20 protein-coding genes are annotated in these 22,896 nt (G+C 69.9%); all 20 read left to right on the top strand.

The window, feature by feature from the left end; all coding sequences use genetic code 11:
* The first annotated feature begins 267 nt into the window (after nucleotides 1-267).
* The 20 genes from nrtL (at nucleotide 268) to atpA (ending at nucleotide 22,876) form a co-directional block, all read left to right on the top strand.
* Complete coding sequence (gene nrtL / locus OG199_RS15305) at nucleotides 268-1,320, top strand: ArgS-related anticodon-binding protein NrtL (protein ID WP_405829893.1); 1,053 nt, start codon at nucleotides 268-270, stop codon at nucleotides 1,318-1,320.
* A 7-nt stretch (nucleotides 1,321-1,327) separates the two neighbouring features.
* On the top strand, nucleotides 1,328-2,719 hold the full coding sequence (gene lysA, locus OG199_RS15300) for a diaminopimelate decarboxylase (protein WP_356804065.1): 1,392 nt from the start codon (nucleotides 1,328-1,330) through the stop codon (nucleotides 2,717-2,719).
* 167 nt (nucleotides 2,720-2,886) lie between these two features.
* The gene (locus tag OG199_RS15295) at nucleotides 2,887-4,185 is read left to right on the top strand and encodes a homoserine dehydrogenase (RefSeq protein ID WP_356804069.1); all 1,299 of its coding nucleotides are present in this window, start codon (nucleotides 2,887-2,889) and stop codon (nucleotides 4,183-4,185) included.
* 6 nt (nucleotides 4,186-4,191) lie between these two features.
* Complete coding sequence (thrC, locus tag OG199_RS15290; protein WP_266701388.1) at nucleotides 4,192-5,250, top strand: threonine synthase; 1,059 nt, start codon at nucleotides 4,192-4,194, stop codon at nucleotides 5,248-5,250.
* 400 nt (nucleotides 5,251-5,650) lie between these two features.
* Nucleotides 5,651-6,580 carry a homoserine kinase gene (gene thrB / locus OG199_RS15285; protein ID WP_266701389.1) on the top strand — a complete coding sequence of 310 codons (930 nt, stop codon included), beginning with the start codon at nucleotides 5,651-5,653 and terminating at the stop codon, nucleotides 6,578-6,580.
* Between the two features lie 388 nt (nucleotides 6,581-6,968).
* The gene (gene rho, locus OG199_RS15280; protein WP_405829891.1) at nucleotides 6,969-9,044 is read left to right on the top strand and encodes a transcription termination factor Rho; all 2,076 of its coding nucleotides are present in this window, start codon (nucleotides 6,969-6,971) and stop codon (nucleotides 9,042-9,044) included.
* A gap of 602 nt (nucleotides 9,045-9,646) precedes the next feature.
* Complete coding sequence (locus tag OG199_RS15275; RefSeq protein WP_356804062.1) at nucleotides 9,647-10,786, top strand: LCP family protein; 1,140 nt, start codon at nucleotides 9,647-9,649, stop codon at nucleotides 10,784-10,786.
* Between the two features lie 169 nt (nucleotides 10,787-10,955).
* The gene (gene rpmE, locus OG199_RS15270; RefSeq protein ID WP_266701393.1) at nucleotides 10,956-11,177 is read left to right on the top strand and encodes a 50S ribosomal protein L31; all 222 of its coding nucleotides are present in this window, start codon (nucleotides 10,956-10,958) and stop codon (nucleotides 11,175-11,177) included.
* Between the two features lie 173 nt (nucleotides 11,178-11,350).
* Nucleotides 11,351-12,427, top strand: coding sequence for a peptide chain release factor 1 (gene prfA, locus OG199_RS15265; protein ID WP_266701394.1), 1,077 nt, complete (start codon nucleotides 11,351-11,353; stop codon nucleotides 12,425-12,427).
* Between the two features lie 79 nt (nucleotides 12,428-12,506).
* Nucleotides 12,507-13,346, top strand: a complete 840-nt coding sequence (gene prmC, locus OG199_RS15260) for a peptide chain release factor N(5)-glutamine methyltransferase (protein ID WP_356804060.1) — start codon at nucleotides 12,507-12,509, stop codon at nucleotides 13,344-13,346.
* Nucleotides 13,347-13,399: 53 nt separating this feature from the next.
* On the top strand, nucleotides 13,400-14,047 hold the full coding sequence (locus OG199_RS15255) for an L-threonylcarbamoyladenylate synthase (RefSeq protein ID WP_266701396.1): 648 nt from the start codon (nucleotides 13,400-13,402) through the stop codon (nucleotides 14,045-14,047).
* Between the two features lie 52 nt (nucleotides 14,048-14,099).
* Entirely contained in the window at nucleotides 14,100-14,747 is a 648-nt protein-coding gene (locus OG199_RS15250; protein ID WP_266701397.1) for a protein-tyrosine-phosphatase, read from the top strand.
* Between the two features lie 215 nt (nucleotides 14,748-14,962).
* A complete protein-coding gene (glyA, locus tag OG199_RS15245) occupies nucleotides 14,963-16,204 on the top strand; it encodes a serine hydroxymethyltransferase (RefSeq protein ID WP_405829888.1) in 1,242 nt (413 codons plus the stop codon).
* A 126-nt stretch (nucleotides 16,205-16,330) separates the two neighbouring features.
* Nucleotides 16,331-17,686: an MraY family glycosyltransferase gene (locus tag OG199_RS15240; RefSeq protein ID WP_401799685.1), complete on the top strand. Its 1,356-nt coding sequence runs from the start codon at nucleotides 16,331-16,333 to the stop codon at nucleotides 17,684-17,686.
* A gap of 285 nt (nucleotides 17,687-17,971) precedes the next feature.
* Nucleotides 17,972-18,409, top strand: coding sequence for a hypothetical protein (locus OG199_RS15235; RefSeq protein WP_405829886.1), 438 nt, complete (start codon nucleotides 17,972-17,974; stop codon nucleotides 18,407-18,409).
* A 225-nt stretch (nucleotides 18,410-18,634) separates the two neighbouring features.
* The gene (gene atpB / locus OG199_RS15230; protein WP_356804053.1) at nucleotides 18,635-19,456 is read left to right on the top strand and encodes a F0F1 ATP synthase subunit A; all 822 of its coding nucleotides are present in this window, start codon (nucleotides 18,635-18,637) and stop codon (nucleotides 19,454-19,456) included.
* Nucleotides 19,457-19,529: 73 nt separating this feature from the next.
* Complete coding sequence (atpE, locus tag OG199_RS15225) at nucleotides 19,530-19,760, top strand: ATP synthase F0 subunit C (protein WP_031039373.1); 231 nt, start codon at nucleotides 19,530-19,532, stop codon at nucleotides 19,758-19,760.
* Between the two features lie 40 nt (nucleotides 19,761-19,800).
* A complete protein-coding gene (locus tag OG199_RS15220; RefSeq protein ID WP_356804052.1) occupies nucleotides 19,801-20,343 on the top strand; it encodes a F0F1 ATP synthase subunit B in 543 nt (180 codons plus the stop codon).
* Nucleotides 20,340-21,161 (top strand): F0F1 ATP synthase subunit delta, encoded by an 822-nt coding sequence (locus tag OG199_RS15215; protein ID WP_356804050.1) that lies wholly within the window; start codon nucleotides 20,340-20,342, stop codon nucleotides 21,159-21,161. Before OG199_RS15220 ends, OG199_RS15215 begins: the two co-directional genes overlap by 4 nt.
* 125 nt (nucleotides 21,162-21,286) lie before the next feature.
* Entirely contained in the window at nucleotides 21,287-22,876 is a 1,590-nt protein-coding gene (atpA, locus tag OG199_RS15210) for a F0F1 ATP synthase subunit alpha (RefSeq protein ID WP_266701403.1), read from the top strand.
* Nucleotides 22,877-22,896 lie beyond the last annotated feature (20 nt).

Below are 22,896 nucleotides of genomic sequence, written 5' to 3'. Positions count from 1 at the left end.
CGCCCGCACTGACCCATACCGCTCACACATCGACCGTGGGTCATTGTGCGGGGAGTGGCTGGTGGCCTCTCCGGCGGCCCCGGATCAGTCGTTCGGGTCACTACGTCTTGTCTCGCCTCACCGCACCGCGCCTCACCGCACCTCGCCGCACCTCACCTCGCCTCCCTCCGGTTCGGGTGCGGCCGTACGCCCGTACCCCGTCCACATCCCGGACCTCCGGACAAACCGACTCGCATACCCACCCCCCTCCTCCCCTACGCTGGTCACGTGACCCCCGTCGAGCTCTCCCGTACCGTGCTGCGCGCGGTGCGTCGTGCTGTGGACGCGGGTGAGCTGAGTGTGGCCGTGCCGGTGCGGGCGGTGGTGGCGCCCCCGGGGCCCGGTGGGTGCGGGGACTACGCCACGAACATCGCGTTGCAGCTGGCCCGGCCCGCCGGGCGCTCCGCGGTGCAGGTCGCCGAGATTCTGCGGCCCCACCTCGTTGGCACCGACGGTGTCGCCGACGTCGCGATCACCGGGCCCGGGTTCCTCAACATCCGCCTCGGCGGCGCGGACTCCGCCGTCGCATCCCTCGTACGGGAGATCGGGCGCGGTTCCTACGGCCACGGCGACGCCCTCGACGGGCAGGTCGTCCCGCTCCTGATCCCGATTCCGTACGACCTCCGTGCCGAGGTCGTCGCCGACGCGCTCGTACGGATCATCGCCACCCAGGGCGGACGGGCCCTGGTGCAGTACGCCGAGCCGCCGCGCACGGATGTCGCCACACCTACCGCCACCACCACCCCGACCGGCCCCACCACCCCGACCGGCCCCACCACCCCCGTGACCCTCCGTCCCGTCCCCGCCCCCGAAGACCCCACCTCCCTCGGCCCCGACGCCGCCCGCTGGGCGCTGCTGCACCCGGCGGGGCATGATCGGCCCCGGATCGATGGTGGGCATCTTCTTCAGCGGGAGAGCAACCCGCTCTACCGCGTCCGGTACGCGAACGCCCGCACCCGGGCTCTCACCCGCAACGCCGCCGCCCTCGGCTTCACCGGCACCCCCGGTGACGTCCCGGGGGCCGACGAGCTGCTCGGCGCCCTCGCCGAGTACCCCCGTGCCCTGCGCGTCGCCGCGACCCATCGCGCCCCCGACCGCCTCGCCCGGCATCTCGTCACCACCGCCGACGCCTTCCTCGCCCTCCAGCACCTGGTGCTGCCGCTCGGCGACGAGAAACCCTCGGCCGCCCACCGCGCCCGGCTCGCGCTCGCCGAAGCCACCGGGACGGTGCTGGCCGGCGGCCTGTCCCTGCTCGGCATCAGCGCCCCTGACTATCTGTGAGAGAAGAATGAGCCGTTCCGCACACCCCGCCGGGCCCCGTCACGCCGATGTCCTGCCCGAAGGCCACTACAGCGCCCCGCCCGCCGACCTCAACGCCCTCGACCCCAAGGTCTGGGCCCACACCGTCACCCGTACCGACGACGGGGTCGTGAGCGTCGGCGGCGTCGAAGTCACCACCCTCGCGGAGGAGTTCGGCACCCCCGCCTACTTCCTCGACGAGTCGGACTTCCGGGCGCGCGCCCGTGCCTGGCGCACCGCCTTCGGACACGACGCCGACGTCTTCTACGCGGGGAAGGCGTTCCTCTCGCGCGCCGTCGTGCGCTGGCTGTACGAGGAGGGGCTGAACCTCGACGTCTGTTCGGGTGGTGAACTGGTCACCGCCCTCTCCGCCGGCATGCCCGCCGACCGCATCGCCTTCCACGGCAACAACAAGTCCGCCGAGGAGATCACGGCCGCCGTCCGGGCCGGCGTCGGGCGGATCGTGCTCGACTCCTTCCAGGAGATCGTGCGCGTCGCCCACATCGCCCAGTCCCTCGGCACGCGCCAGCGCGTACAGATCCGGGTGACGGTCGGCGTGGAGGCGCACACGCACGAGTTCATCGCGACCGCCCACGAGGACCAGAAGTTCGGGATCGCCCTCGCCGACGGGCAGGCCGCGGAGGCCGTGCGCCGTGCGCTCTCCCTCGACGGTCTCGAAGTGGTCGGGATCCACTCCCACATCGGCTCGCAGATCTTCGACATGGCCGGGTTCGAGGTCGCCGCCCGACGGGTCGTGGCGCTGCTCGCGGCCGTCCGCGACGAGCACGGGATCGAACTGCCCGAGATCGACCTCGGCGGCGGCCTCGGCATCGCGTACACCAGCGACGACGACCCCCGCGAGCCGCACGAGATCGCCAAGGCCCTCAGCGAGATCGTCACCCGGGAGTGCGAGGCCGCGAAGCTGCGGACGCCCCGGATCTCGGTGGAACCCGGGCGCGCCATCGTCGGGCCGACCGCCTTCACGCTCTACGAGGTCGGCACGATCAAGCCGCTCGAAGGGCTGCGGACGTACGTCTCCGTGGACGGCGGCATGTCCGACAACATCCGTACCGCCCTGTACGACGCCGAGTACAGCGTCGCCCTGGTCTCGCGCACCTCCGACGCCGAGCCCATGCTCGTGCGCGTCGTCGGCAAGCACTGCGAGAGTGGTGACATCGTCGTGAAGGACGCCTTCCTGCCCTCCGACCTGGCCCCCGGCGACCTGATCGCCGTTCCGGCCACCGGCGCCTACTGCCGGTCGATGGCCAGCAACTACAACCACGCGCTGCGGCCACCGGTCGTCGCGGTCAACGACGGCGAGGCGCGGGTCATCGTCCGGCGCGAGACGGAGGAGGACCTGCTCCGTCTCGACGTGGGGTGAGGGACGGCGGCCACGGGCGGGGTCCCGGCGGCCGGAGAAAGATCTCCGGTCCGTCGGCCCCGCGAGAATGAAATAGACATCTCACGATCCGGACGAGGGACAGAAACCCCCGTCCGGTGAGTGAGACTGGTTCCACCGTAGACGGTATGAGGAAACGAGGTCGGATGATGCGTACGCGTCCGCTGAAGGTGGCGCTGCTGGGCTGCGGGGTTGTCGGCTCAGAGGTGGCTCGCATCATGACGACGCACGCCGACGACCTCGCCGCGCGCATCGGGGCCCCGGTCGAGCTGACCGGCGTCGCGGTGCGGCGGCCCTCCAAGGTCCGCGAGGGCATCGACCCCGACCTGGTGACCACCGACGCGACCGCCCTGGTCAAGCGCGGGGACATCGACGTCGTCGTGGAGGTCATCGGGGGCATCGAGCCCGCCCGCTCCCTCATCACGACCGCCTTCGAGCACGGCGCCTCCGTCGTGTCCGCCAACAAGGCCCTGCTCGCCCAGGACGGTGCCGCGCTGCACGCCGCCGCCGAGGAGCACGGCAGGGACCTCTACTACGAGGCCGCCGTCGCCGGTGCCATCCCGCTGATCCGCCCGCTGCGCGAGTCCCTCGCCGGCGACAAGATCAACCGCGTGATGGGGATCGTCAACGGGACCACGAACTTCATCCTCGACAAGATGGACTCCACGGGAGCGGGCTACCAGGAGGCCCTCGACGAGGCCACCGCGCTCGGGTACGCGGAAGCCGACCCGACCGCCGACGTCGAGGGCTTCGACGCCGCCGCCAAGGCCGCCATCCTCGCCGGGATCGCCTTCCACACGCGGGTGCGTCTCGACGACGTCTACCGCGAGGGCATGAACGAGGTCACCTCCGCCGACTTCGCCTCGGCCAAGGCGATGGGCTGCACCATCAAACTGCTCGCCATCTGCGAGCGGGCCGCGGACGGCGGCTCGGTGACGGCGCGCGTGCACCCGGCGATGATTCCGCTGAGCCACCCGCTCGCCTCCGTGCGCGGCGCGTACAACGCCGTGTTCGTCGAGTCGGACGCCGCCGGTCAGCTCATGTTCTACGGACCGGGCGCCGGCGGCGCCCCGACCGCCTCCGCCGTCCTCGGCGACCTCGTCGCCGTCTGCCGCAACAAGCTCAACGGTGCGACCGGGCCCGGCGACTCCGCGTACACCCAGCTGCCCGTGAGCTCCATGGGCGAGGTCGTCACGCGCTACCACATCAGCCTCGACGTGGCCGACAAACCGGGTGTTCTCGCCCAGGTGGCCACGGTCTTCGCCGAGCACGGCGTCTCGATCGATACGGTTCGCCAGCAGGGCCGGCAGGACGGAGGCGGCGAGGCCTCTCTCGTCGTAGTCACCCACCGTGCGTCCGACGCGTCCCTGAACGGGACCGTCGAGGCGCTGCGCAGCCTCGACACCGTGCGGGGTGTCGCCAGCATCATGCGGGTTGAAGGAGAGTAACCAGCAATGACCCACCAATGGCGCGGAATCATCGAGGAGTACCGGGACCGGCTTCCGGTGTCCGAGAACACGCCGGTCGTGACGCTGCGTGAGGGCGGTACGCCGCTCGTGCCCGCGCAGGTGCTCTCCGAGCGCACGGGCTGCGACGTCCACCTCAAGGTGGAGGGTGCGAATCCGACCGGGTCCTTCAAGGACCGCGGTATGACCATGGCCATCACGCGGGCGAAGGAGGAGGGCGCCAAGGCCGTCATCTGCGCCTCCACGGGCAACACGTCGGCCTCCGCCGCGGCCTACGCGGTGCGGGCCGGGATGGTCTGCGCCGTCCTCGTGCCGCAGGGCAAGATCGCGCTCGGCAAGATGGGGCAGGCCCTCATCCACGGCGCGAAGATCCTCCAGGTCGACGGAAACTTCGACGACTGCCTCACCCTCGCGCGCTCACTGTCCGACAACTACCCGGTGGCGCTGGTCAATTCGGTCAATCCGGTACGCATCGAGGGCCAGAAGACCGCGGCCTTCGAGATCGTGGACATGCTCGGCGACGCGCCCGACATCCATGTCCTGCCGGTGGGCAACGCGGGCAACATCACGGCGTACTGGAAGGGCTACACCGAGTACGCCGCCGACGGCATCGCCACGCGGACCCCGCGCATGTGGGGCTTCCAGGCCTCCGGCTCCGCGCCCATCGTGCGCGGTGAGGTGGTCAAGGACCCCTCGACCATCGCCACCGCGATCCGCATCGGCAACCCGGCCTCGTGGCAGTTCGCGCTGGCCGCGCGGGACGAGTCGGGCGGTTTCATCGACGAGGTGACGGACCGTGAGATCCTGCGCGCCTACCGGCTGTTGGCCGCGCAGGAGGGTGTCTTCGTCGAGCCCGCGTCGGCCGCGTCCGTCGCCGGTCTGCTGAAGGCCGCCGAGCAGGGCAAGGTCGACCCCGGCCAGCGGATCGTCTGCACGGTCACCGGCAACGGGCTCAAGGATCCGGACTGGGCCGTCGCCGGCGCCCCGCAGCCCGTCACCGTCCCGGTGGACGCGGCCACGGCGGCGGAGCGGCTCGGACTGGCGTAAAGCCGCCTGGCGCGAACCCGCCGCCACTGCGTGGGAGTCCCTGACGGGAGTCCCCGGGAGCGCGCGGGGGCGCGTCGGAGCCCTTGGCGATGGGTGGAAAGTACCGGGAACGGGCATAAAGCGTCCGTCGCCACGGGCGGCCCCGGGGCAATCCGACGGGGGGTGCACAGGGGGCTTACGACACGCATCGTGCGCCTCCTGTGCGCCCTATGTCGCCACAGAACCTTCCTTCGATAGGCTGTACCGAACCCGCCCGCCGCATATGCCGCGGTGCCGCGCCGTCCTTGCGGCCTCCGGGTCTTCTCGTAGGCATCGCAACCCGTCGCAGTTCCTCGCAGCAGTTCACCGCAGTTCATCGAGAATCTCGCACATCACGCAGCTCAAGGAGAGTCATCGAGCGATGGCCGGTCCAGCGTTCCGCGCCGCCGCCGTCCGGGTGCGCGTCCCCGCCACCAGCGCCAATCTCGGGCCGGGCTTCGACGCCTTCGGCCTGTCACTGGGGCTGTACGACGACGTGGTCGTCCGGGTGGCCGACTCCGGGCTGCACATCGACATCGCGGGTGAGGGCAGCGAGACGCTGCCACGCGACGAGAGTCATCTCCTCGTACGCTCCCTGCGCACCGCCTTCGATCTGCTGGGCGGACAGCCGCGCGGCCTTGAGATCGTCTGCGCCAACCGCATCCCGCACGGACGGGGTCTCGGTTCCTCCTCGGCCGCCATCTGCGCCGGAATCGTCGCCGCGCGTGCCGTGACCATAGGCGGCGACAGCAGGCTCGACGACTCCGCGCTGCTGGAACTCGCCACCGAGATCGAAGGGCATCCCGACAATGTCGCGGCCTGTCTGCTCGGTGGTTTCACGCTCTCCTGGATGGAGGCCGGAGCCGCGCGGGCGATCCGGATGGAACCCGCCGATTCCATCGTTCCAGTGGTTTTCGTACCGGGAAAGCCGGTGCTCACGGAGACCGCGCGCGGACTGCTGCCACGCACCGTCCCGCACGTCGACGCCGCCACGAACGCGGGCCGCGCCGCACTGCTCGTCGAGGCCCTCACCAGGCGCCCCGAGCTGCTGCTGCCCGCCACCGAGGACCGTCTGCACCAGGACTACCGCGCCCCGGCGATGCCGGAGAGCACCGCATTGGTGGAGCGGCTGCGGGCCGACGGCATTCCCGCGGTGATCTCCGGCGCCGGCCCCACGGTCCTCGCGCTCGCCGACGCGGAATCGGCCGACAAAGTCGCCGACCTCGCAGGTCAGGGGTGGGCCGCCAATCGACTGGACCTCGACGCCACGGGGGCGAGCGTGCTGCCGCTCGCGCCGACGGGTGTCCATTAAAAGCGCGCGGTTGCCGGATTTCGAGAGGGGGAATGTTTGTTGGATCCGGTAGTGTTAACCTCAAGTCTGCACCCGACCCCACCATGGCGAGGTGCATCGTGTCCCCGTCCGGGACAACCTTTCTTCCGGGAGCCTCCCAAACTGCTTTGTGCCATGCATTGGGTGCTATGCGCTGAGCAGTGCTGAGCACGCTCCGGAACCGGCGTGACCGTGCCGATGACACCGCAATTCAGTGCCTCGGCTCCGGAATCGTCATCACCAGATATGTCTTCCGCCGCTTTGGCGGACCACCGCCCCGGCGCGGTCCACACCACAAGGACCAAAGCCGGACAGCACAACCGGTCGCCGAGCCAGACAGGCCGACGTCCGCTCCAGGGAAGGACCCTTCGTGAGCGACACCACCGATCTGATGGGCGCGCGTGTCGAGGAGACCGCTGCCGCGCCCGCCACGGACGCCTCTGCCGCGCCTGCCTCCGGTGCCGGCTCCCGGCGGCGCCGCGGTACCGGCCTCGACGGCATGGTGCTGGCCGAGCTTCAGCAGGTCGCGTCCGGCCTCGGTATCAGGGGCACCGCGCGGATGCGCAAGAGCCAGCTGATCGAGGTCATCAAGGAGGCGCAGGCGGGCGGTGCCCCCGCGCAGACCGCCGACACCGCCACCGAGGCCAAGCCGAAGCGCCGGGCCACCTCCAAGGCCCGTACCGGCGACGAGGCCGCTCCGGCCGAGAAGAAGGCCGAGAAGGCCGCCGAGAAGGCCGTGGCCCAGCAGCAGATCGAGATCCCCGGCCAGCCCGCCGGTGGCCCCTCCCGCGCGAGCGAGGCCGAGCAGGACGACGCCCCCGCCGTGGAGCGCCGCCGCCGTCGCGCCGTCGCCGAGGCGGGCAGCCCCGAGACGGTCGCCGTCGAGGCGAAGAGCGAGCCGAGGGCCGACACGGCCGGCGAGGCCAAGGGCGACGCCGGTGACGGCGCCGACGGCCGCCAGGGCCGCCGTGACCGCCGGGACCGCGGTGAGCGCGGTGAGCGCGGTGGGCGCGAGCGCGACCGCCGCGGCGGCAAGGGCGACGAGCAGCAGCAGGGCCAGGCCGGCGGCGGACAGCAGCGCCCGGAGCGCCAGGACCGGCAGGACCGTCAGGACCGTCAGGACCGTCAGCAGCAGGGCGGCGGCCGACAGGACCGTCAGGACCGCCAGCAGCGTGACAACGGCCCGCAGGACGACGACGACTTCGACGGTGGCCGTCGCGGCCGTCGCGGCCGTTACCGCGACCGCCGTGGCCGTCGTGGCCGCGACGAGTTCGCGACCAACGAGCCGCAGCTCGCGGACGACGACGTCCTGATCCCCGTCGCGGGCATCCTGGACATCCTCGACAACTACGCGTTCATCCGCACCTCGGGCTACCTGCCGGGTCCGAACGACGTGTACGTGTCGCTGGCCCAGGTCCGCAAGAACGGCCTGCGCAAGGGTGACCACGTCACCGGCGCGGTCCGTCAGCCCAAGGACGGCGAGCGCCGCGAGAAGTTCAACGCGCTGGTCCGCCTGGACTCGACCAACGGCATGGCCCCCGACTCGGGGCGCGGCCGGCCGGAGTTCAACAAGCTGACGCCGCTCTACCCGCAGGACCGGCTCCGCCTCGAGACCGACCCGGGCGTGCTGACGACCCGGATCATCGACCTCGTCGCGCCGATCGGCAAGGGCCAGCGCGGTCTGATCGTGGCCCCGCCGAAGACCGGCAAGACCATGATCATGCAGGCGATCGCCAACGCGATCACGCACAACAACCCCGAGTGCCACCTGATGGTCGTCCTGGTCGACGAGCGTCCGGAAGAGGTCACCGACATGCAGCGGTCGGTCAAGGGCGAGGTCATCTCCTCGACCTTCGACCGCCCGGCCGAGGACCACACCACGGTCGCCGAGCTCGCCATCGAGCGCGCCAAGCGTCTGGTGGAGCTGGGTCACGACGTCGTCGTGCTGCTCGACTCGATCACCCGTCTGGGCCGTGCGTACAACCTCGCCGCCCCGGCCTCCGGCCGCATCCTGTCCGGTGGTGTCGACTCGACCGCGCTCTACCCGCCGAAGCGGTTCTTCGGCGCCGCGCGCAACATCGAGGACGGCGGCTCGCTGACCATCCTGGCCACCGCGCTCGTCGACACCGGCTCGCGCATGGACGAGGTCATCTTCGAGGAGTTCAAGGGCACCGGCAACGCCGAGCTCAAGCTCGACCGGAAGCTCGCCGACAAGCGCATCTTCCCGGCGGTGGACGTCGACGCGTCCGGTACCCGTAAGGAAGAGATCCTGCTCGGCAGCGACGAGCTCGCGATCACCTGGAAGCTGCGCCGCGTGCTGCACGCGCTCGACCAGCAGCAGGCGATCGAGCTGCTGCTCGACAAGATGAAGCAGACGAAGTCGAACGCGGAGTTCCTTCTGCAGATCCAGAAGACGACGCCGTCGCCGGGCAACGGCAACGACTGACCTCTGCACGACTGAGGGCCGCCCCCGATCCGGGGGCGGCCCTTCGTGCTGTCCGGCATCGGCGGGTGGCCGCGCGTCTCCTGTCAACACACGGATTCCGGCGGGGACTTGACCCGTCGACGCGGACGTCCTCACCCAACACGCGACGACGCGAGAGCGCGAGCACGCGGGAGCGCGAGCGCGGACACGAGCGCGGACACGAGCACAGATACGGGTAGGGGTCCGGGCGGACACCGGCACGGACGCGGGCGTAGGCGCGGATGCGACTCCCCGGCCCGTGCGCCGTCGGCACACCGTGTCCGTACCCGGGCACCGGCATGGTCGCCGGCGAGACCTTCGCCACAGGGATCAAGGCCGGCACCGATTTCGAGCGGGACGGCATCTTCGGCCGAAAGACCAGGTGAGCGCGTTTCCGGCCGGACGCGTCAGGCGTCCGGTGTGCCCGTCGCGGCCGGCGGTGGACACATCGCGTTGTGCAACCCTTTGCCGAGTTTCCCCGTCTGACGGTACGGAGTGACCATGGAGAAGTACGTGTCACGACCGCAGACGGGCCTGGCCCTGACAGACAGGGGTAACCGACAGCACGAGGACTGAGGGAGCACATGCCTGCCGAGAGCACGCCGGGACCCGGGACACCGGGCGAGTCCGGCACGAGCCGCCCGAGCCGCCGTGCGAAGGGCAGCCGCCGCAAGCCGCGGGGAACGCGTCGCAAGGCGTTGCTCATCACGGCCTGGAGCGCGGCGGGCATCGTCGTGCTGGGCGGCACCGGCGTCGGAATCCTGTACTTCAAGCTCAACGACAACCTCAAGACCGTCGACATCAACCAGGCCCTCGGATCGGACCGGCCCACGAAGGCCGACAACGGCTCCGAGAACATCCTGGTGCTGGGATCCGACACACGCGCCGGCGGCAACGAGAAGCTCGGCGGCGGCGCCGACGACGGCAGCGCCCGCTCGGACACGGCGATGGTCGTGCACATATACAAGGGCCACAAGAAGGCCAGCGTGGTCTCCATACCCCGCGACACCCTCGTCCGGCGCCCCTCCTGCACCGACGCCAAGGGCGTCACCCACGACGCCTCCACCGGCGTGATGTTCAACTCCGCGTACTCCACCGGCGGCGCCACCTGCGCCGTGAAGACCGTCGAGTCGATGTCCGGTATCCGCATGGACCACTACGTCGAGGTCGACTTCAGCGGATTCCAGAAGCTCATCGACGATCTGGGCGGTGTCTCGGTCACCACGACCAAGGCCATCAAGGACCCGGACAGCCACCTGAACCTCGCGGCCGGCCCGCACACCCTCGACGGGCGGCAGGCGCTCGGTCTGGTCCGCACCCGGCACGGCGTCGGCGACGGCTCCGACCTCGGCCGCATCCAGCTCCAGCAGGCGTTCATCAAGGCCCTGGTCGACCAGGTCAAGCACCTCGGTGTGCTGACCAGCCCCACGAAGCTCTACCAGCTCGCCGACACCGCCACCAAGACCGTCACCACCGACTCCGACATCGGTTCGGTCAAGGACCTCGCGTCCTTCGCCGACGGCCTCAAGGGCATCGGCTCCTCGCACATGAACATGGTGACGATGCCGGTCCAGTACGACAGCGCGGACGCCAACCGTGTCCTGGTCGACGAAGCCAAGTCCAAGCTGGTCTGGAACGCGCTCAAGGACGACCGGGCGATTCCCGCGGCGGCCACCAAGGGAACCGCCACGGGCACCGCGAAGGGCGTCGTGAACGCCTCCTGAGCCCCGTGCACCGGCCCTGAACGGTCCGTACACGCGCCCGGGAATAGATCATCCATCCCCCCGGTTTTGGGGGATGCGCCCAGTCCTGGCAGACTGGTACGTCGGCTCCGGTTCACGCTCCCGCATCCCGCGGCGGCGACCCGGCGCCCTCCCGAAACTAGGAGACACCTTGAAGCGCGAGATCCACCCCGAGTACGTCGAGACGCAGGTCAGCTGCACCTGTGGCGCGTCGTTCATCACCCGCAGCACGATCGAGTCCGGCACCATTCGTGCCGAGGTCTGCTCCGAGTGCCACCCGTTCTACACGGGCAAGCAGAAGATCCTCGACACCGGTGGCCGCGTGGCCCGCTTCGAGGCCCGCTTCGGCAAGGCTGCCGCTGCCAAGAAGTAGCGAGCCCACAGCGCCGGTCTCCGGCGTCCCCGGCACGGGGGCGCCGGGACCGGCGCTTTGCGGTGCAGCCCCTTCCCCCGGGCTTCCGACCCCGTTCGGGCCGGGGGACCCCCACGCCGTACCTACGTCCCCGAGCCCGTCACGGAGCGGGGGACAGTCCATTGGAGCCGGAGATGTTCGAGGCGGTCGAGGAACTCATCGGTGAACACGCCGATCTGGAGAAGAAGCTCGCTGACCCGTCGGTCCACACCGACCAGGCCAACGCGCGCAAGCTGAACAAGCGCTACGCCGAGCTGACCCCGATCGTCGCGACGTACCGCTCCTGGAAGCAGACCGGGGACGACATCGGGACCGCGAAGGAGTTCGCGGCCGACGACCCCGACTTCGCCGCCGAGGTCAAGGAGCTGGAGAAGCAGCGCGAGGAGCTCACCGAGAAGCTCCGGCTGCTGCTGGTCCCGCGCGACCCCAGCGACGACAAGGACGTCATCCTGGAGATCAAGGCGGGCGCCGGCGGCGACGAGTCCGCCCTCTTCGCCGGCGACCTGCTGCGCATGTACCTGCGCTACGCCGAGCGGGTCGGCTGGAAGACCGAGATCATCGACTCCACCGAGTCCGAGCTCGGCGGCTACAAGGACGTCCAGGTCGCGGTGAAGACCAAGGGCGGCCAGGGTGCCACCGAACCGGGACAGGGTGTCTGGGCGCGCCTGAAGTACGAGGGCGGAGTGCACCGCGTGCAGCGCGTGCCCTCCACCGAGTCGCAGGGCCGCATCCACACCTCCGCGGCCGGCGTGCTGGTCACCCCGGAGGCCGAGGAGGTCGACGTCGAGATCCACGCGAACGATCTGCGCATCGACGTCTACCGCTCCTCCGGACCCGGCGGCCAGTCCGTGAACACCACCGACTCCGCGGTGCGCATCACGCACATTCCCACCGGAGTCGTCGCCTCCTGCCAGAACGAGAAGAGCCAGTTGCAGAACAAGGAGCAGGCGATGCGTATCCTGCGCTCCAGGCTCCTCGCGGCGGCGCAGGAGGAAGCGGAACGGGAGGCCGCGGACGCCCGCCGCAGCCAGGTCCGTACCGTCGACCGCTCCGAGAAGATCCGTACGTACAACTTCCCGGAGAACCGCATCTCGGACCACCGCGTCGGATTCAAGGCGTACAACTTGGACCAGGTCCTCGACGGCGACCTCGACGCGATGATCCAGGCCTGCGTCGACGCGGACTCGGCGGCCAAACTCGCCGCCGCGTAAGAAGCTCACGACAACAGCTCAGCCCCGGAGGACCAGCGTGCAGCAACATCTTGGGGGGCGACCCCCAAACCCCCGCGGCGTGCTGCTCGCGGAAGTGGCCCAGGCCACGCAGCGGCTGGCCGACGCCGGCGTGCCCTCACCGCGCAACGACGCGGAGGAGCTCGCCGCCTTCGTGCACGGCGTGAAGCGGGGCGAGCTGCACACCGTCAAGGACGCGGACTTCGACGCCCGCTACTGGGAGGTGATCGCGCGCCGTGAGGCCCGCGAGCCGCTCCAGCACATCACCGGGCACGCCTATTTCCGCTATCTGGAGCTCCAGGTCGGCCCCGGCGTCTTCGTGCCCCGCCCGGAGACCGAGTCCGTGGTCGGCTGGGCGATAGACGCCGTCCGCGCGATGGACGTCGTCGAACCGATGATCGTCGACCTCTGCACCGGTTCGGGCGCCATCGCGCTCGCCCTCGCGCAGGAGGTCCCGCGCTCCCGCGTACACGCCGTGGAGCTGTCCGAGGACGCCCTGCGCTGGACGCGCAAGAACGTCGAGGGGTCCAGGGTCGACCTGCGCCAGGGAGACGCCCTGGAGGCCTTCCGCGACCTCGACGGGCAGGTGGACCTGGTGATCTCCAACCCGCCGTACATCCCCCTCACCGAGTGGGAGTACGTGGCGCCGGAGGCCCGGGACCACGATCCCGAACTCGCCCTGTTCTCCGGCGAGGACGGACTCGACCTCATCCGCGGCATCGAGCGCACCGCGCACCGGCTGCTGCGCCCCGGCGGCGTCGTCGTCGTCGAGCACGCCGACACCCAGGGCGGACAGGTGCCGTGGATCTTCACCGAGGAGCGGGGCTGGGCCGACGCGGCCGACCATCCGGACCTCAACAACCGGCCGCGGTTCGCGACCGCCCGCAAGGCGATGCCGTGAGTACGCGCATCCCGTTCCCCAGCCAGCAGTACGTGTACGAGGAGGCCCGCTAAATGGCACGGCGATACGACACCAACGACGCCACCGACCGCACGACCGGTCTGCGTGAGGCCGCGTCCGCCGTCCGCCGTGGCGAGCTGGTGGTCCTCCCGACGGACACGGTCTACGGCATCGGTGCCGACGCGTTCACCTCGGAGGCCGTCGCCGATCTGCTCGACGCCAAGGGCCGCGGCCGCAACATGCCCACCCCTGTCCTCATCGGCTCCCCGAACACCCTGCACGGGCTCGTCACGGACTTCTCCGAGATGGCCTGGGAGCTCGTCGACGCGTTCTGGCCGGGCGCCCTGACGCTCGTCGCCAGGCACCAGCCGTCCCTGCAGTGGGACCTGGGGGACACCCGGGGCACGGTGGCCGTGCGCATGCCGCTGCACCCCGTCGCCATCGAACTGCTCACCGAGGTCGGCCCGATGGCCGTCTCCTCCGCGAACCTCACCGGCCACCCGGCGCCGGAGAACTGCGACGCCGCGCAGGACATGCTCGGGGACTCCGTCTCCGTCTACCTGGACGGCGGTCCGACCCCGGGCAACGTGCCCTCCTCGATCGTGGACGTGACCGGCAAGGTGCCCGTGCTGCTGCGCGCCGGGGCGCTGTCGGCGGAGGAGCTGCGGAAGGTCGTACCCGACCTCGAGGTGGCGAATTGACAGCCCCTGTCTCCCCCAGGCTCCCGGGCCCCCTCGACCAGGGGGCACCCCCATGCGTGGCATAGGCACGGGGAGCGCGGGGTCCAACGGTTCCCCCGGGGGGTCCTTCCGCATCCTCCACGTCAGCACCGGCAACGTGTGCCGCTCACCGATCACCGAGCGGCTGACCCGTCATGCCCTCGCCGACCGGCTCGGCGACCCGCTGTGGGGCGGCCTGATCGTGGAGAGCGCGGGCACCTGGGGCCACGAGGGCGCGCCCATGGAGGCCAACGCCGAGACGGTCCTCGCGGACTTCGGCGCGGACGCCTCGGGCTTCGTCGGCCGCGAGCTCCTCGACGACCACGTCATCAGGGCCGACCTGGTGCTGACGGCCACCCGCGACCACCGCGCCCAGGTCATCTCCATGGGCCACTCGGCGGGTCTGCGCACCTTCACGCTGAAGGAGTTCACGCGCCTCGTACGGGCCATAGACACGGCGACGCTGCCCCCGCTGGAGGACGGCGTGGTCGAACGTGCCCGTGCCCTGGTGCGGGCCGCGGCGGCGCTGCGCGGGTGGCTGCTGGCGCCGACGGCGGAGGCGGACGAGGTGTACGACCCCTACGGTGCGCCGCTGCCCTTCTTCCGGTCCATCGGGGACGAGATCAACGAGGCGCTGGACCCGGTCGTGACGGCGTTGACGGGCGTGCGGGCGAGCGCCTGACACGGGCGTACGGGCGACCGTCCGACACGGGCGTGGGACGAGGGCGCGTCCGACACGGGTGGGCCACGCGGGCGCCGGTCCGGGCCGGCGCGGTACCGGACGGGGGTACGGGGCCGGCGAGACCGGGCGGCCTCGGGATCGCGGTTCTACATTGGACGTAGCGCATCCCGCCGCCGAGGACGTGGCGCACCACCTGCCGAGGTCCGGAGACCACCATGCCGGTCACACACACGCTGGAAGCGGATGTCCTGCGTCGACAGGACCCGGAACTCGCCGAGATCCTGCTCGGGGAGCTGGTGCGGCAGTCGACGTCGTTGCAGCTGATCGCGGCCGAGAACTTCACCTCGCCGGCCGTGCTGGCCGCCCTCGGATCGCCGCTCGCCAACAAGTACGCCGAGGGGTACCCCGGCGCCCGTCACCACGGCGGCTGCGAGATCGTCGACGTCGCCGAACGGATGGCCGTGGAGCGCGCCAGGGCCCTGTTCGGCGCCGATCACGCGAACGTGCAGTCCCACTCCGGGTCGTCGGCCGTACTGGCCGCGTACGCCGCCCTGCTGCGCCCCGGGGACACCGTGCTCGCCATGGGGCTCCCGTTCGGCGGTCACCTCACACACGGGTCGCCGGCGAACTTCTCCGGCCGCTGGTTCGACTTCGTCGGCTACGGGGTGGAGCCGGAGTCCGGGCGGATCGACTACGCGCAGGTGCGGGCGCTGGCCCGGGCGCACCGCCCCAAGGCCATCGTCTGCGGCTCCATCTCCTATCCCCGGCACATCGACTACGCGCTCTTCCGGGAGATCGCCGACGAGGCGGGCGCCTATCTCATCGCCGACGCCGCCCATCCCATCGGGCTGGTCGCCGGGGGAGCGGCGCCCAGCCCGGTGCCGTACGCCGACGTGGTCTGCGCGACGACCCACAAGGTGCTGCGCGGGCCACGCGGCGGCATGATCCTGTGCGGCGCGGAACTGGCCGAGCGCGTCGACCGCGCCGTCTTCCCGTTCACCCAGGGCGGTGCGCAGATGAACACGATCGCCGCCAAGGCCGTGGCGTTCGGCGAGGCGGCGACGCCCGCGTTCACGGCGTACGCGCATCAGGTGGTGGCCAACGCGCGGGCCCTGGCCGCGCGACTGGCCGCGGAGGGACTCGCCCTCACCACGGGCGGCACCGACACCCACCTGCTGACCGCCGACCCGGCGCCGTTCGGCCTCGACGGGCGCACCGCACGCGGTCGGCTCGCCGCCGCCGGAATGGTCCTCGACACCTGTGCGCTGCCTTACGGGGAGACGCGGGGGCTGCGGCTCGGCACGGCGGCGATGACCACGCAGGGCATGGGCGAGATGGAGATGGCGCAGGTCGCGGCGGTGTTCGCGGCGGTGCTGCGGGGTGGGAAGGACAGCAGGACCGCACGTGAAGAAGTGCGGGAGCTCACCGGAAGATTTCCTCCCTATCCGGACCTCTGAGGGGTACGCGCACTCGTGTGCACAGCCAGGCGTGCAACCATCGTCGCTACCCGGAAGTCCTCAACCGTATGCGCGCATCGCTAGGGTGTGGGGCTGAGATGGCCAGCGAGACCTGTGGGGAAGCCCGTGCGTGAATATCTGCTGACGCTCTGTGTCACGGCCGCGGTGACGTATCTGCTGACCGGGCCGGTACGGAAGTTCGCGATCGTGGCCGGAGCCATGCCGCAGATCCGGGCACGGGACGTGCACCGGGAACCCACACCGCGGCTCGGCGGCATCGCGATGTTCTTCGGTCTGTGCGCCGGGCTGCTGGTCGCGGACCACCTGACGAACCTCAACGCGGTCTTCTCCAACTCCAACGAGCCGCGCGCGCTGCTCTCCGGGGCGGCACTGATCTGGCTGATCGGCGTGCTGGACGACAAGTTCGAGATCGACGCCCTGATCAAGCTGGGCGGTCAGATGATCGCCGCGGGTGTGATGGTCATGCAGGGTCTGACGATCCTGTGGCTGCCGATCCCCGGTGTCGGCCTGGTGGCCCTCACCCAGTGGCAGGGCACCCTGCTGACGGTGGCGCTGGTGGTCATCACGATCAACGCCGTGAACTTCGTCGACGGGCTCGACGGGCTCGCCGCGGGCATGGTGTGCATCGCCTCCGCCGCGTTCTTCCTGTACGCCTACCGCATCTGGTACAGCTACGGCATCGAGGCCGCCGCCCCGGCGACGCTGTTCGCGGCGATCCTGATGGGCATGTGCCTGGGCTTCCTGCCGCACAACATGCACCCGGCGCGGATCTTCATGGGTGACTCCGGCTCGATGCTGATCGGGCTGGTGCTGGCGGCCGGCGCGATCAGCATCACGGGGCAGATCGACCCCGACGTGATGAACCTCTTCACCGGCTCCCCGCGCAACACCGTGCACCAGACGGTGCCCGTCTTCATCCCGCTGCTGCTGCCGCTGACGATCATCGCCATCCCGGCCGCCGACCTCGTGCTCGCCATCGTGCGGCGCACCTGGCGCGGACAGTCCCCGTTCGCCGCCGACCGCGGGCATCTGCACCACCGTCTGCTGGAGGTCGGCCACTCGCACAGCCGGGCCGTGCTGATCATGTACTTCTGGTCGGCGCTCATCGCCTTCGGTGCCCTCGCCTACTCGGTGAACTCGGGAGCCATGTGGAGCGTGCTCGGTATCGCCGCGTTCAGCGCGGTCGGGCTGGTGCTGCTCCTGCTGCCGCGCTTCACACCGCGTGCTCCGCGCTGGGCCGAGCACCTCGTGCCACCGCGCTACCGGCGTCGTCGCGCCGCCGCCTCGGCGGTCCCGGGCGACGGGGCCGAGGAGACGGCGCAGGGGACCGAGGCGGCGCAGGACGCCGGCTCCGAAGAGCGTGCGCCGGTCGTCGTCGGAGTCTCAGGAGTCAACGGGGCGACGGCAATTGGCACTCGTCCGCGCGTCCTGGACCGTCGCGGGGCCGAAAGTTCACGCTGATGCAAAGTAAGAATTGTGCAAGAGCCGACAGCGGCAAACCGCGTCAATAGCAGACAAGTTGCCCGTTATTTTGCACAGACGCGCGGGTTCACTCTCATGTGTGACAGCGAGCACACCATCTAGGTAAAGACCGCATCAAATAGTTTGTGATACGGTTCACGAGAACCCGGGGTGGAGCCGAAGGACCGTCGAGAGACGGACCCTTGGCGTGAGGATCCCTCTCCGCCCGGGACTACGCTCGTCCATGACGACACCCTGCCCCCCTTAGCAAGCGGAGTTGCCGCCATGCCGTCCAATGACGCCCGGATTCTCCTTCAGGCCGCCGTGCCCACAGCTGCCGTCGGCGCGATCGCCGCCGTGGTCAGCGGTGTGGTCGCGGGTGGCAAGGGAGCGCTCGGGGCGGTCGTCGCGACGCTGGTCGTGATCCTGTTCATGGGCATCGGGCTCTACGTTCTGCAGCGCACCGCCACATCGCTTCCGCACCTGTTCCAGGCGATGGGCCTCCTGCTCTACACGGCACAGATTCTTCTGCTGTTCATCTTCGTCGCCGCGTTCAAGAACACGACGCTGTTCAACCCCAAGGCCTTCGCGATCACCCTGGTCGCCGCCACGCTCGCGTGGATCGGCGCACAGGCGCGTGCCCATATGAACGCCAAGATCCTTTATGTCGAACCCGACTCCGCGAAGGGCGACAAGCCCGAAAAAACGGGGCACTCGTCGTGAGGGGTAGGGCCGGGATAAGTGCCTGTAGGAGATCCTGCTATGGTCCGGTGCCAACTGCGGCATCGCGGGCGCGGGCATCTGAGCTGACGCCTGCTCAATCGCGAGGCTTGATGCCCCACAGCCGCCCCCCCATCCGTAACACCAGTCCAGTGCCGAACCGCGGCTGCGCGCCGCGCCGACACAACGAGGTTGCCGTACCTATGCGCCACGCTGAAGGAGCCCGCGGTGAGTGCTGACCCGACGCAGGTGCTCGCCTTCGAGACCGACTGCCACATCTTCGACGGCTGTGGCTTCCCGGCTCCCGGCCTGCACTCGTTCCTGTTCAAGCCCCTCTTGGGCGACGGGGACAGCAACTTGTACTTCAACAAGACGATGCTGCTGGCGCTGCTCGGCTCGATCATCATCGTCGCCTTCTTCTGGGCGGCCTTCCGCAAGCCGAAGGTCGTCCCGGGCAAGCTCCAGATGGTCGCCGAGACGGGTTACGACTTCGTCCGGCGCGGCATCGTCTACGAGACCATCGGCAAGAAGGAAGGCGAGAAGTACGTACCGCTCGTCGTCTCGCTCTTCTTCTTCGTCTGGATGATGAACCTCTGGTCGATCGTGCCGGTCGCCCAGTTCCCGGTCACGGCGATCATCTCGTACCCCGTGGTGCTCGCTCTGATCGTCTACGTCCTGTGGGTCTCGCTGACCTTCAAGCGTCATGGCTTCGTCGGCGCCCTCAAGAACTTCACGGGATACGACAAGTCGCTCGGCCCCGTGCTGCCGCTGGCCATGCTCATCGAGTTCTTCTCGAACCTGATCGTCCGGCCCTTCACGCACGCGGTGCGACTCTTCGCGAACATGTTCGCCGGCCACACCCTGCTGCTGCTGTTCACGATCGCCAGCTGGTACCTGCTCAACGGCATCGGGATCGCCTACGCGGGCGTCTCGTTCATCATGGTCATCGTCATGACGGCCTTCGAGCTGTTCATCCAGGCCCTGCAGGCGTATGTGTTCGTGCTGCTGACCTGCTCCTTCATCCAGGGCGCGCTGGCCGAGCACCACTGAGCGCCCGCTTCTCGACCCCGCAGTCGTCCGGTGGCCAACCCCCACCGGTCCGTAAAGAAAAGGAAGAACTGGCATGTCCCAGACCCTTGCCGCTGTCTCCGGCTCGCTCGGCTCGATCGGTTACGGCCTCGCGGCCATCGGCCCCGGCGTCGGCGTCGGCATCATCTTCGGTAACGGCACCCAGGCGCTCGCCCGTCAGCCTGAGGCCGCCGGTCTGATCCGCGCCAACCAGATTCTCGGCTTCGCCTTCTGTGAGGCGCTCGCCCTCATCGGTCTGGTCATGCCGTTCGTCTACGGCGTGTGACGTCGGATCGACGACAGCCCCCTAGACGAAAGGCACTGATATGAGCCAGCTGCTCATTCTGGCGGCCGAGCAGGAGAACCCGCTCGTCCCGCCGATCCCTGAGCTTGTCATCGGCCTGATCGCCTTCGTCATCGTCTTCGGCTTCCTCGCCAAGAAGCTCCTTCCGAACATCAACAAGGTTCTGGACGAGCGCCGCGAGGCCATCGAGGGCGGTATCGAGAAGGCCGAGGCCGCTCAGACCGAGGCCCAGAGCGTGCTGGAGCAGTACAAGGCCCAGCTCGCCGAAGCCCGGCACGAGGCCGCGCGGCTGCGCCAGGAGGCGCAGGAGCAGGGCGCCACGCTCATCGCCGAGATGCGCGCGGAAGGCCAGCGGCAGCGCGAGGAGATCATCGCCGCCGGCCACTCGCAGATCGAGGCCGACCGCAAGTCCGCGGCCCAGGCGCTGCGCCAGGACGTGGGCAAGCTCGCCACCGACCTGGCCGGCAAGCTCGTCGGTGAGTCCCTCGAGGACCACGCCCGGCAGAGCCGCGTCATCGACCGCTTCCTCGACGAGCTCGAGGAGAAGGCCGAGGCGACTCGATGACAGCGCACGGAGCGAGCCGCGAGGCATTCGCTGCAGCCCGTGAGCGTCTCGACGCGCTGACGGACTCGACGTCCGTGGACGCGGCACGGCTCGCCGACGAGCTGGCCGCCGTCACCGCACTGCTCGACCGCGAGGTGTCGCTGCGTCGGGTCCTGACCGACCCGGCGCAGCCCGGTGAGGCCAAGGCCGAGCTGGCCCAGCGCCTGCTGGGCGGCCAGGTCGGCGGTCCGACCGCGGACCTGGTGGCCGGACTGGTGCGCTCGCGCTGGTCGCAGTCGCGCAACCTGGTGGACACGCTGGAGGAGCTGGCGAACATCGCCGACCTCACGGCCGCCCAGCGGGCGAACACGCTCGACGACGTCGAGGACGAGCTGTTCCGGTTCGGCCGGATCGTCTCCTCGAACACCGAGCTGCGTGCCGCGCTGACCGACCGCGCCGCCTCGAAGGCGGCCAAGAGCGAGCTGGTGCACAGCCTGCTCGGCGGCCGTGCCAACGCGACCACCGAGCGTCTGGTGACGCGCCTTGTGACCGCGCCGCGTGGACGTAGCCTGGAGGCGGGACTCGAGTCCCTGTCCAAGCTCGCCGCCGAGCGCCGGGACCGCATGGTCGCCGTCGTCACCTCCGCGGTCCCGCTGAGCGACGGCCAGAAGCAGCGCCTCGGCGCCGCTCTGGCGAAGCTCTACGGCCGCGCGATGCACCTCAACCTCGACGTGGACCCCGAGGTCCTCGGCGGGATCCGGGTGCAGGTCGGTGACGAGGTCATCAACGGCGCCATTGCGGACCGGCTCGACGACGCCGGCCGCCGCATGGCCGGCTAGCAGCAACTCCATACACGCAACACGTTGTACTTACGGCCCTGGTTGGGCCGTGCAGAGGATTCCTGGGGGCTGACCCCAGACCCCCAAGAACACTTCGGGCCCAACAAGGAGAGCAGGGAACCCAGATGGCGGAGCTCACGATCCGGCCGGAGGAGATCCGGGACGCGCTGGAGAACTTTGTCCAGTCGTACCAGCCGGACGCGGCCTCGCGCGAGGAGGTCGGTACGGTCACCGTCGCCGGCGACGGTATTGCCAAGATCGAGGGTCTTCCCTCGGCCATGGCGAACGAGCTGCTGAAGTTCGAGGACGGGACCCTCGGTCTCGCGCTGAACCTGGAAGAGCGCGAGATCGGTGCGGTCGTCCTCGGCGAGTTCAGCGGCATCGAGGAGGGCCAGCCGGTGCAGCGCACCGGTGAGGTGCTGTCCGTCGCCGTGGGCGAGGGCTACCTCGGCCGCGTCGTCGACCCGCTCGGCAACCCGATCGACGGCCTCGGCGAGATCGAGACGTCCGGCCGCCGCGCCCTCGAGCTGCAGGCCCCGGGCGTCATGGTCCGCAAGTCGGTGCACGAGCCGATGGAGACCGGCTACAAGGCCGTCGACGCGATGACCCCGGTCGGCCGCGGCCAGCGTCAGCTGATCATCGGTGACCGTCAGACCGGCAAGACCGCGCTGGCCGTCGACACGATCATCAACCAGCGCGACAACTGGCGCTCGGGCGACCCGAAGAAGCAGGTCCGCTGCATCTACGTCGCCATCGGTCAGAAGGGTTCGACCATTGCCTCCGTGCGTGGCGCCCTCGAAGAGGCCGGCGCGCTCGAGTACACGACCATCGTCGCCGCCCCGGCGTCCGACCCGGCCGGCTTCAAGTACCTGGCGCCGTACACCGGTTCGGCCATCGGTCAGCACTGGATGTACGAGGGCAAGCACGTCCTCATCATCTTCGACGACCTCTCGAAGCAGGCCGACGCCTACCGCGCCGTCTCCCTGCTGCTGCGCCGTCCGCCGGGCCGCGAGGCCTACCCCGGTGACGTCTTCTACCTGCACTCCCGTCTGCTGGAGCGCTGCGCGAAGCTCTCCGACGAGATGGGCGCCGGTTCGATGACGGGTCTGCCGATCGTCGAGACCAAGGCGAACGACGTGTCGGCGTTCATCCCGACCAACGTCATCTCCATCACCGACGGCCAGTGCTTCCTGGAGTCCGACCTGTTCAACGCCGGCCAGCGTCCGGCCCTGAACGTCGGTATCTCGGTCTCCCGTGTCGGTGGCTCCGCCCAGCACAAGGCGATGAAGCAGGTCTCCGGCCGGCTCCGCCTCGACCTCGCCCAGTACCGCGAGCTGGAGGCGTTCGCCGCCTTCGGTTCCGACCTGGACGCCGCGTCGAAGTCGCAGCTGGAGCGCGGTCAGCGACTGGTCGAGCTGCTCAAGCAGGCTCAGTACCAGCCGATGCCGACCGAGGACCAGGTCGTCTCCGTGTGGGCCGGTACCACCGGCAAGATGGACGACGTGCCGGTCTCCGACGTCCGCCGCTTCGAGAAGGAGCTCCTGGAGTACCTGCACCGCAAGGAGCAGGGCCTCATGACCTCCATCAAGGAGGGCGGCAAGATGTCGGACGACACCCTCACCGCCATCGCGGACGCCATCGCGGACTTCAAGAAGCAGTTCGAGACCTCGGACGGGAAGCTTCTCGGCGAGGACGCCCCGGCCGCTGCCAAGTGACGTAAGGAAGGGACCTGACT

Origin of the sequence: Streptomyces sp. NBC_01176 (genome assembly GCF_045039825.1) — a bacterium.
Lineage (GTDB): Bacteria > Actinomycetota > Actinomycetes > Streptomycetales > Streptomycetaceae > Streptomyces.
Note: the sequence above shows the minus strand (reverse complement) of the source record. Positions and strands in the feature narration are given on the sequence as shown.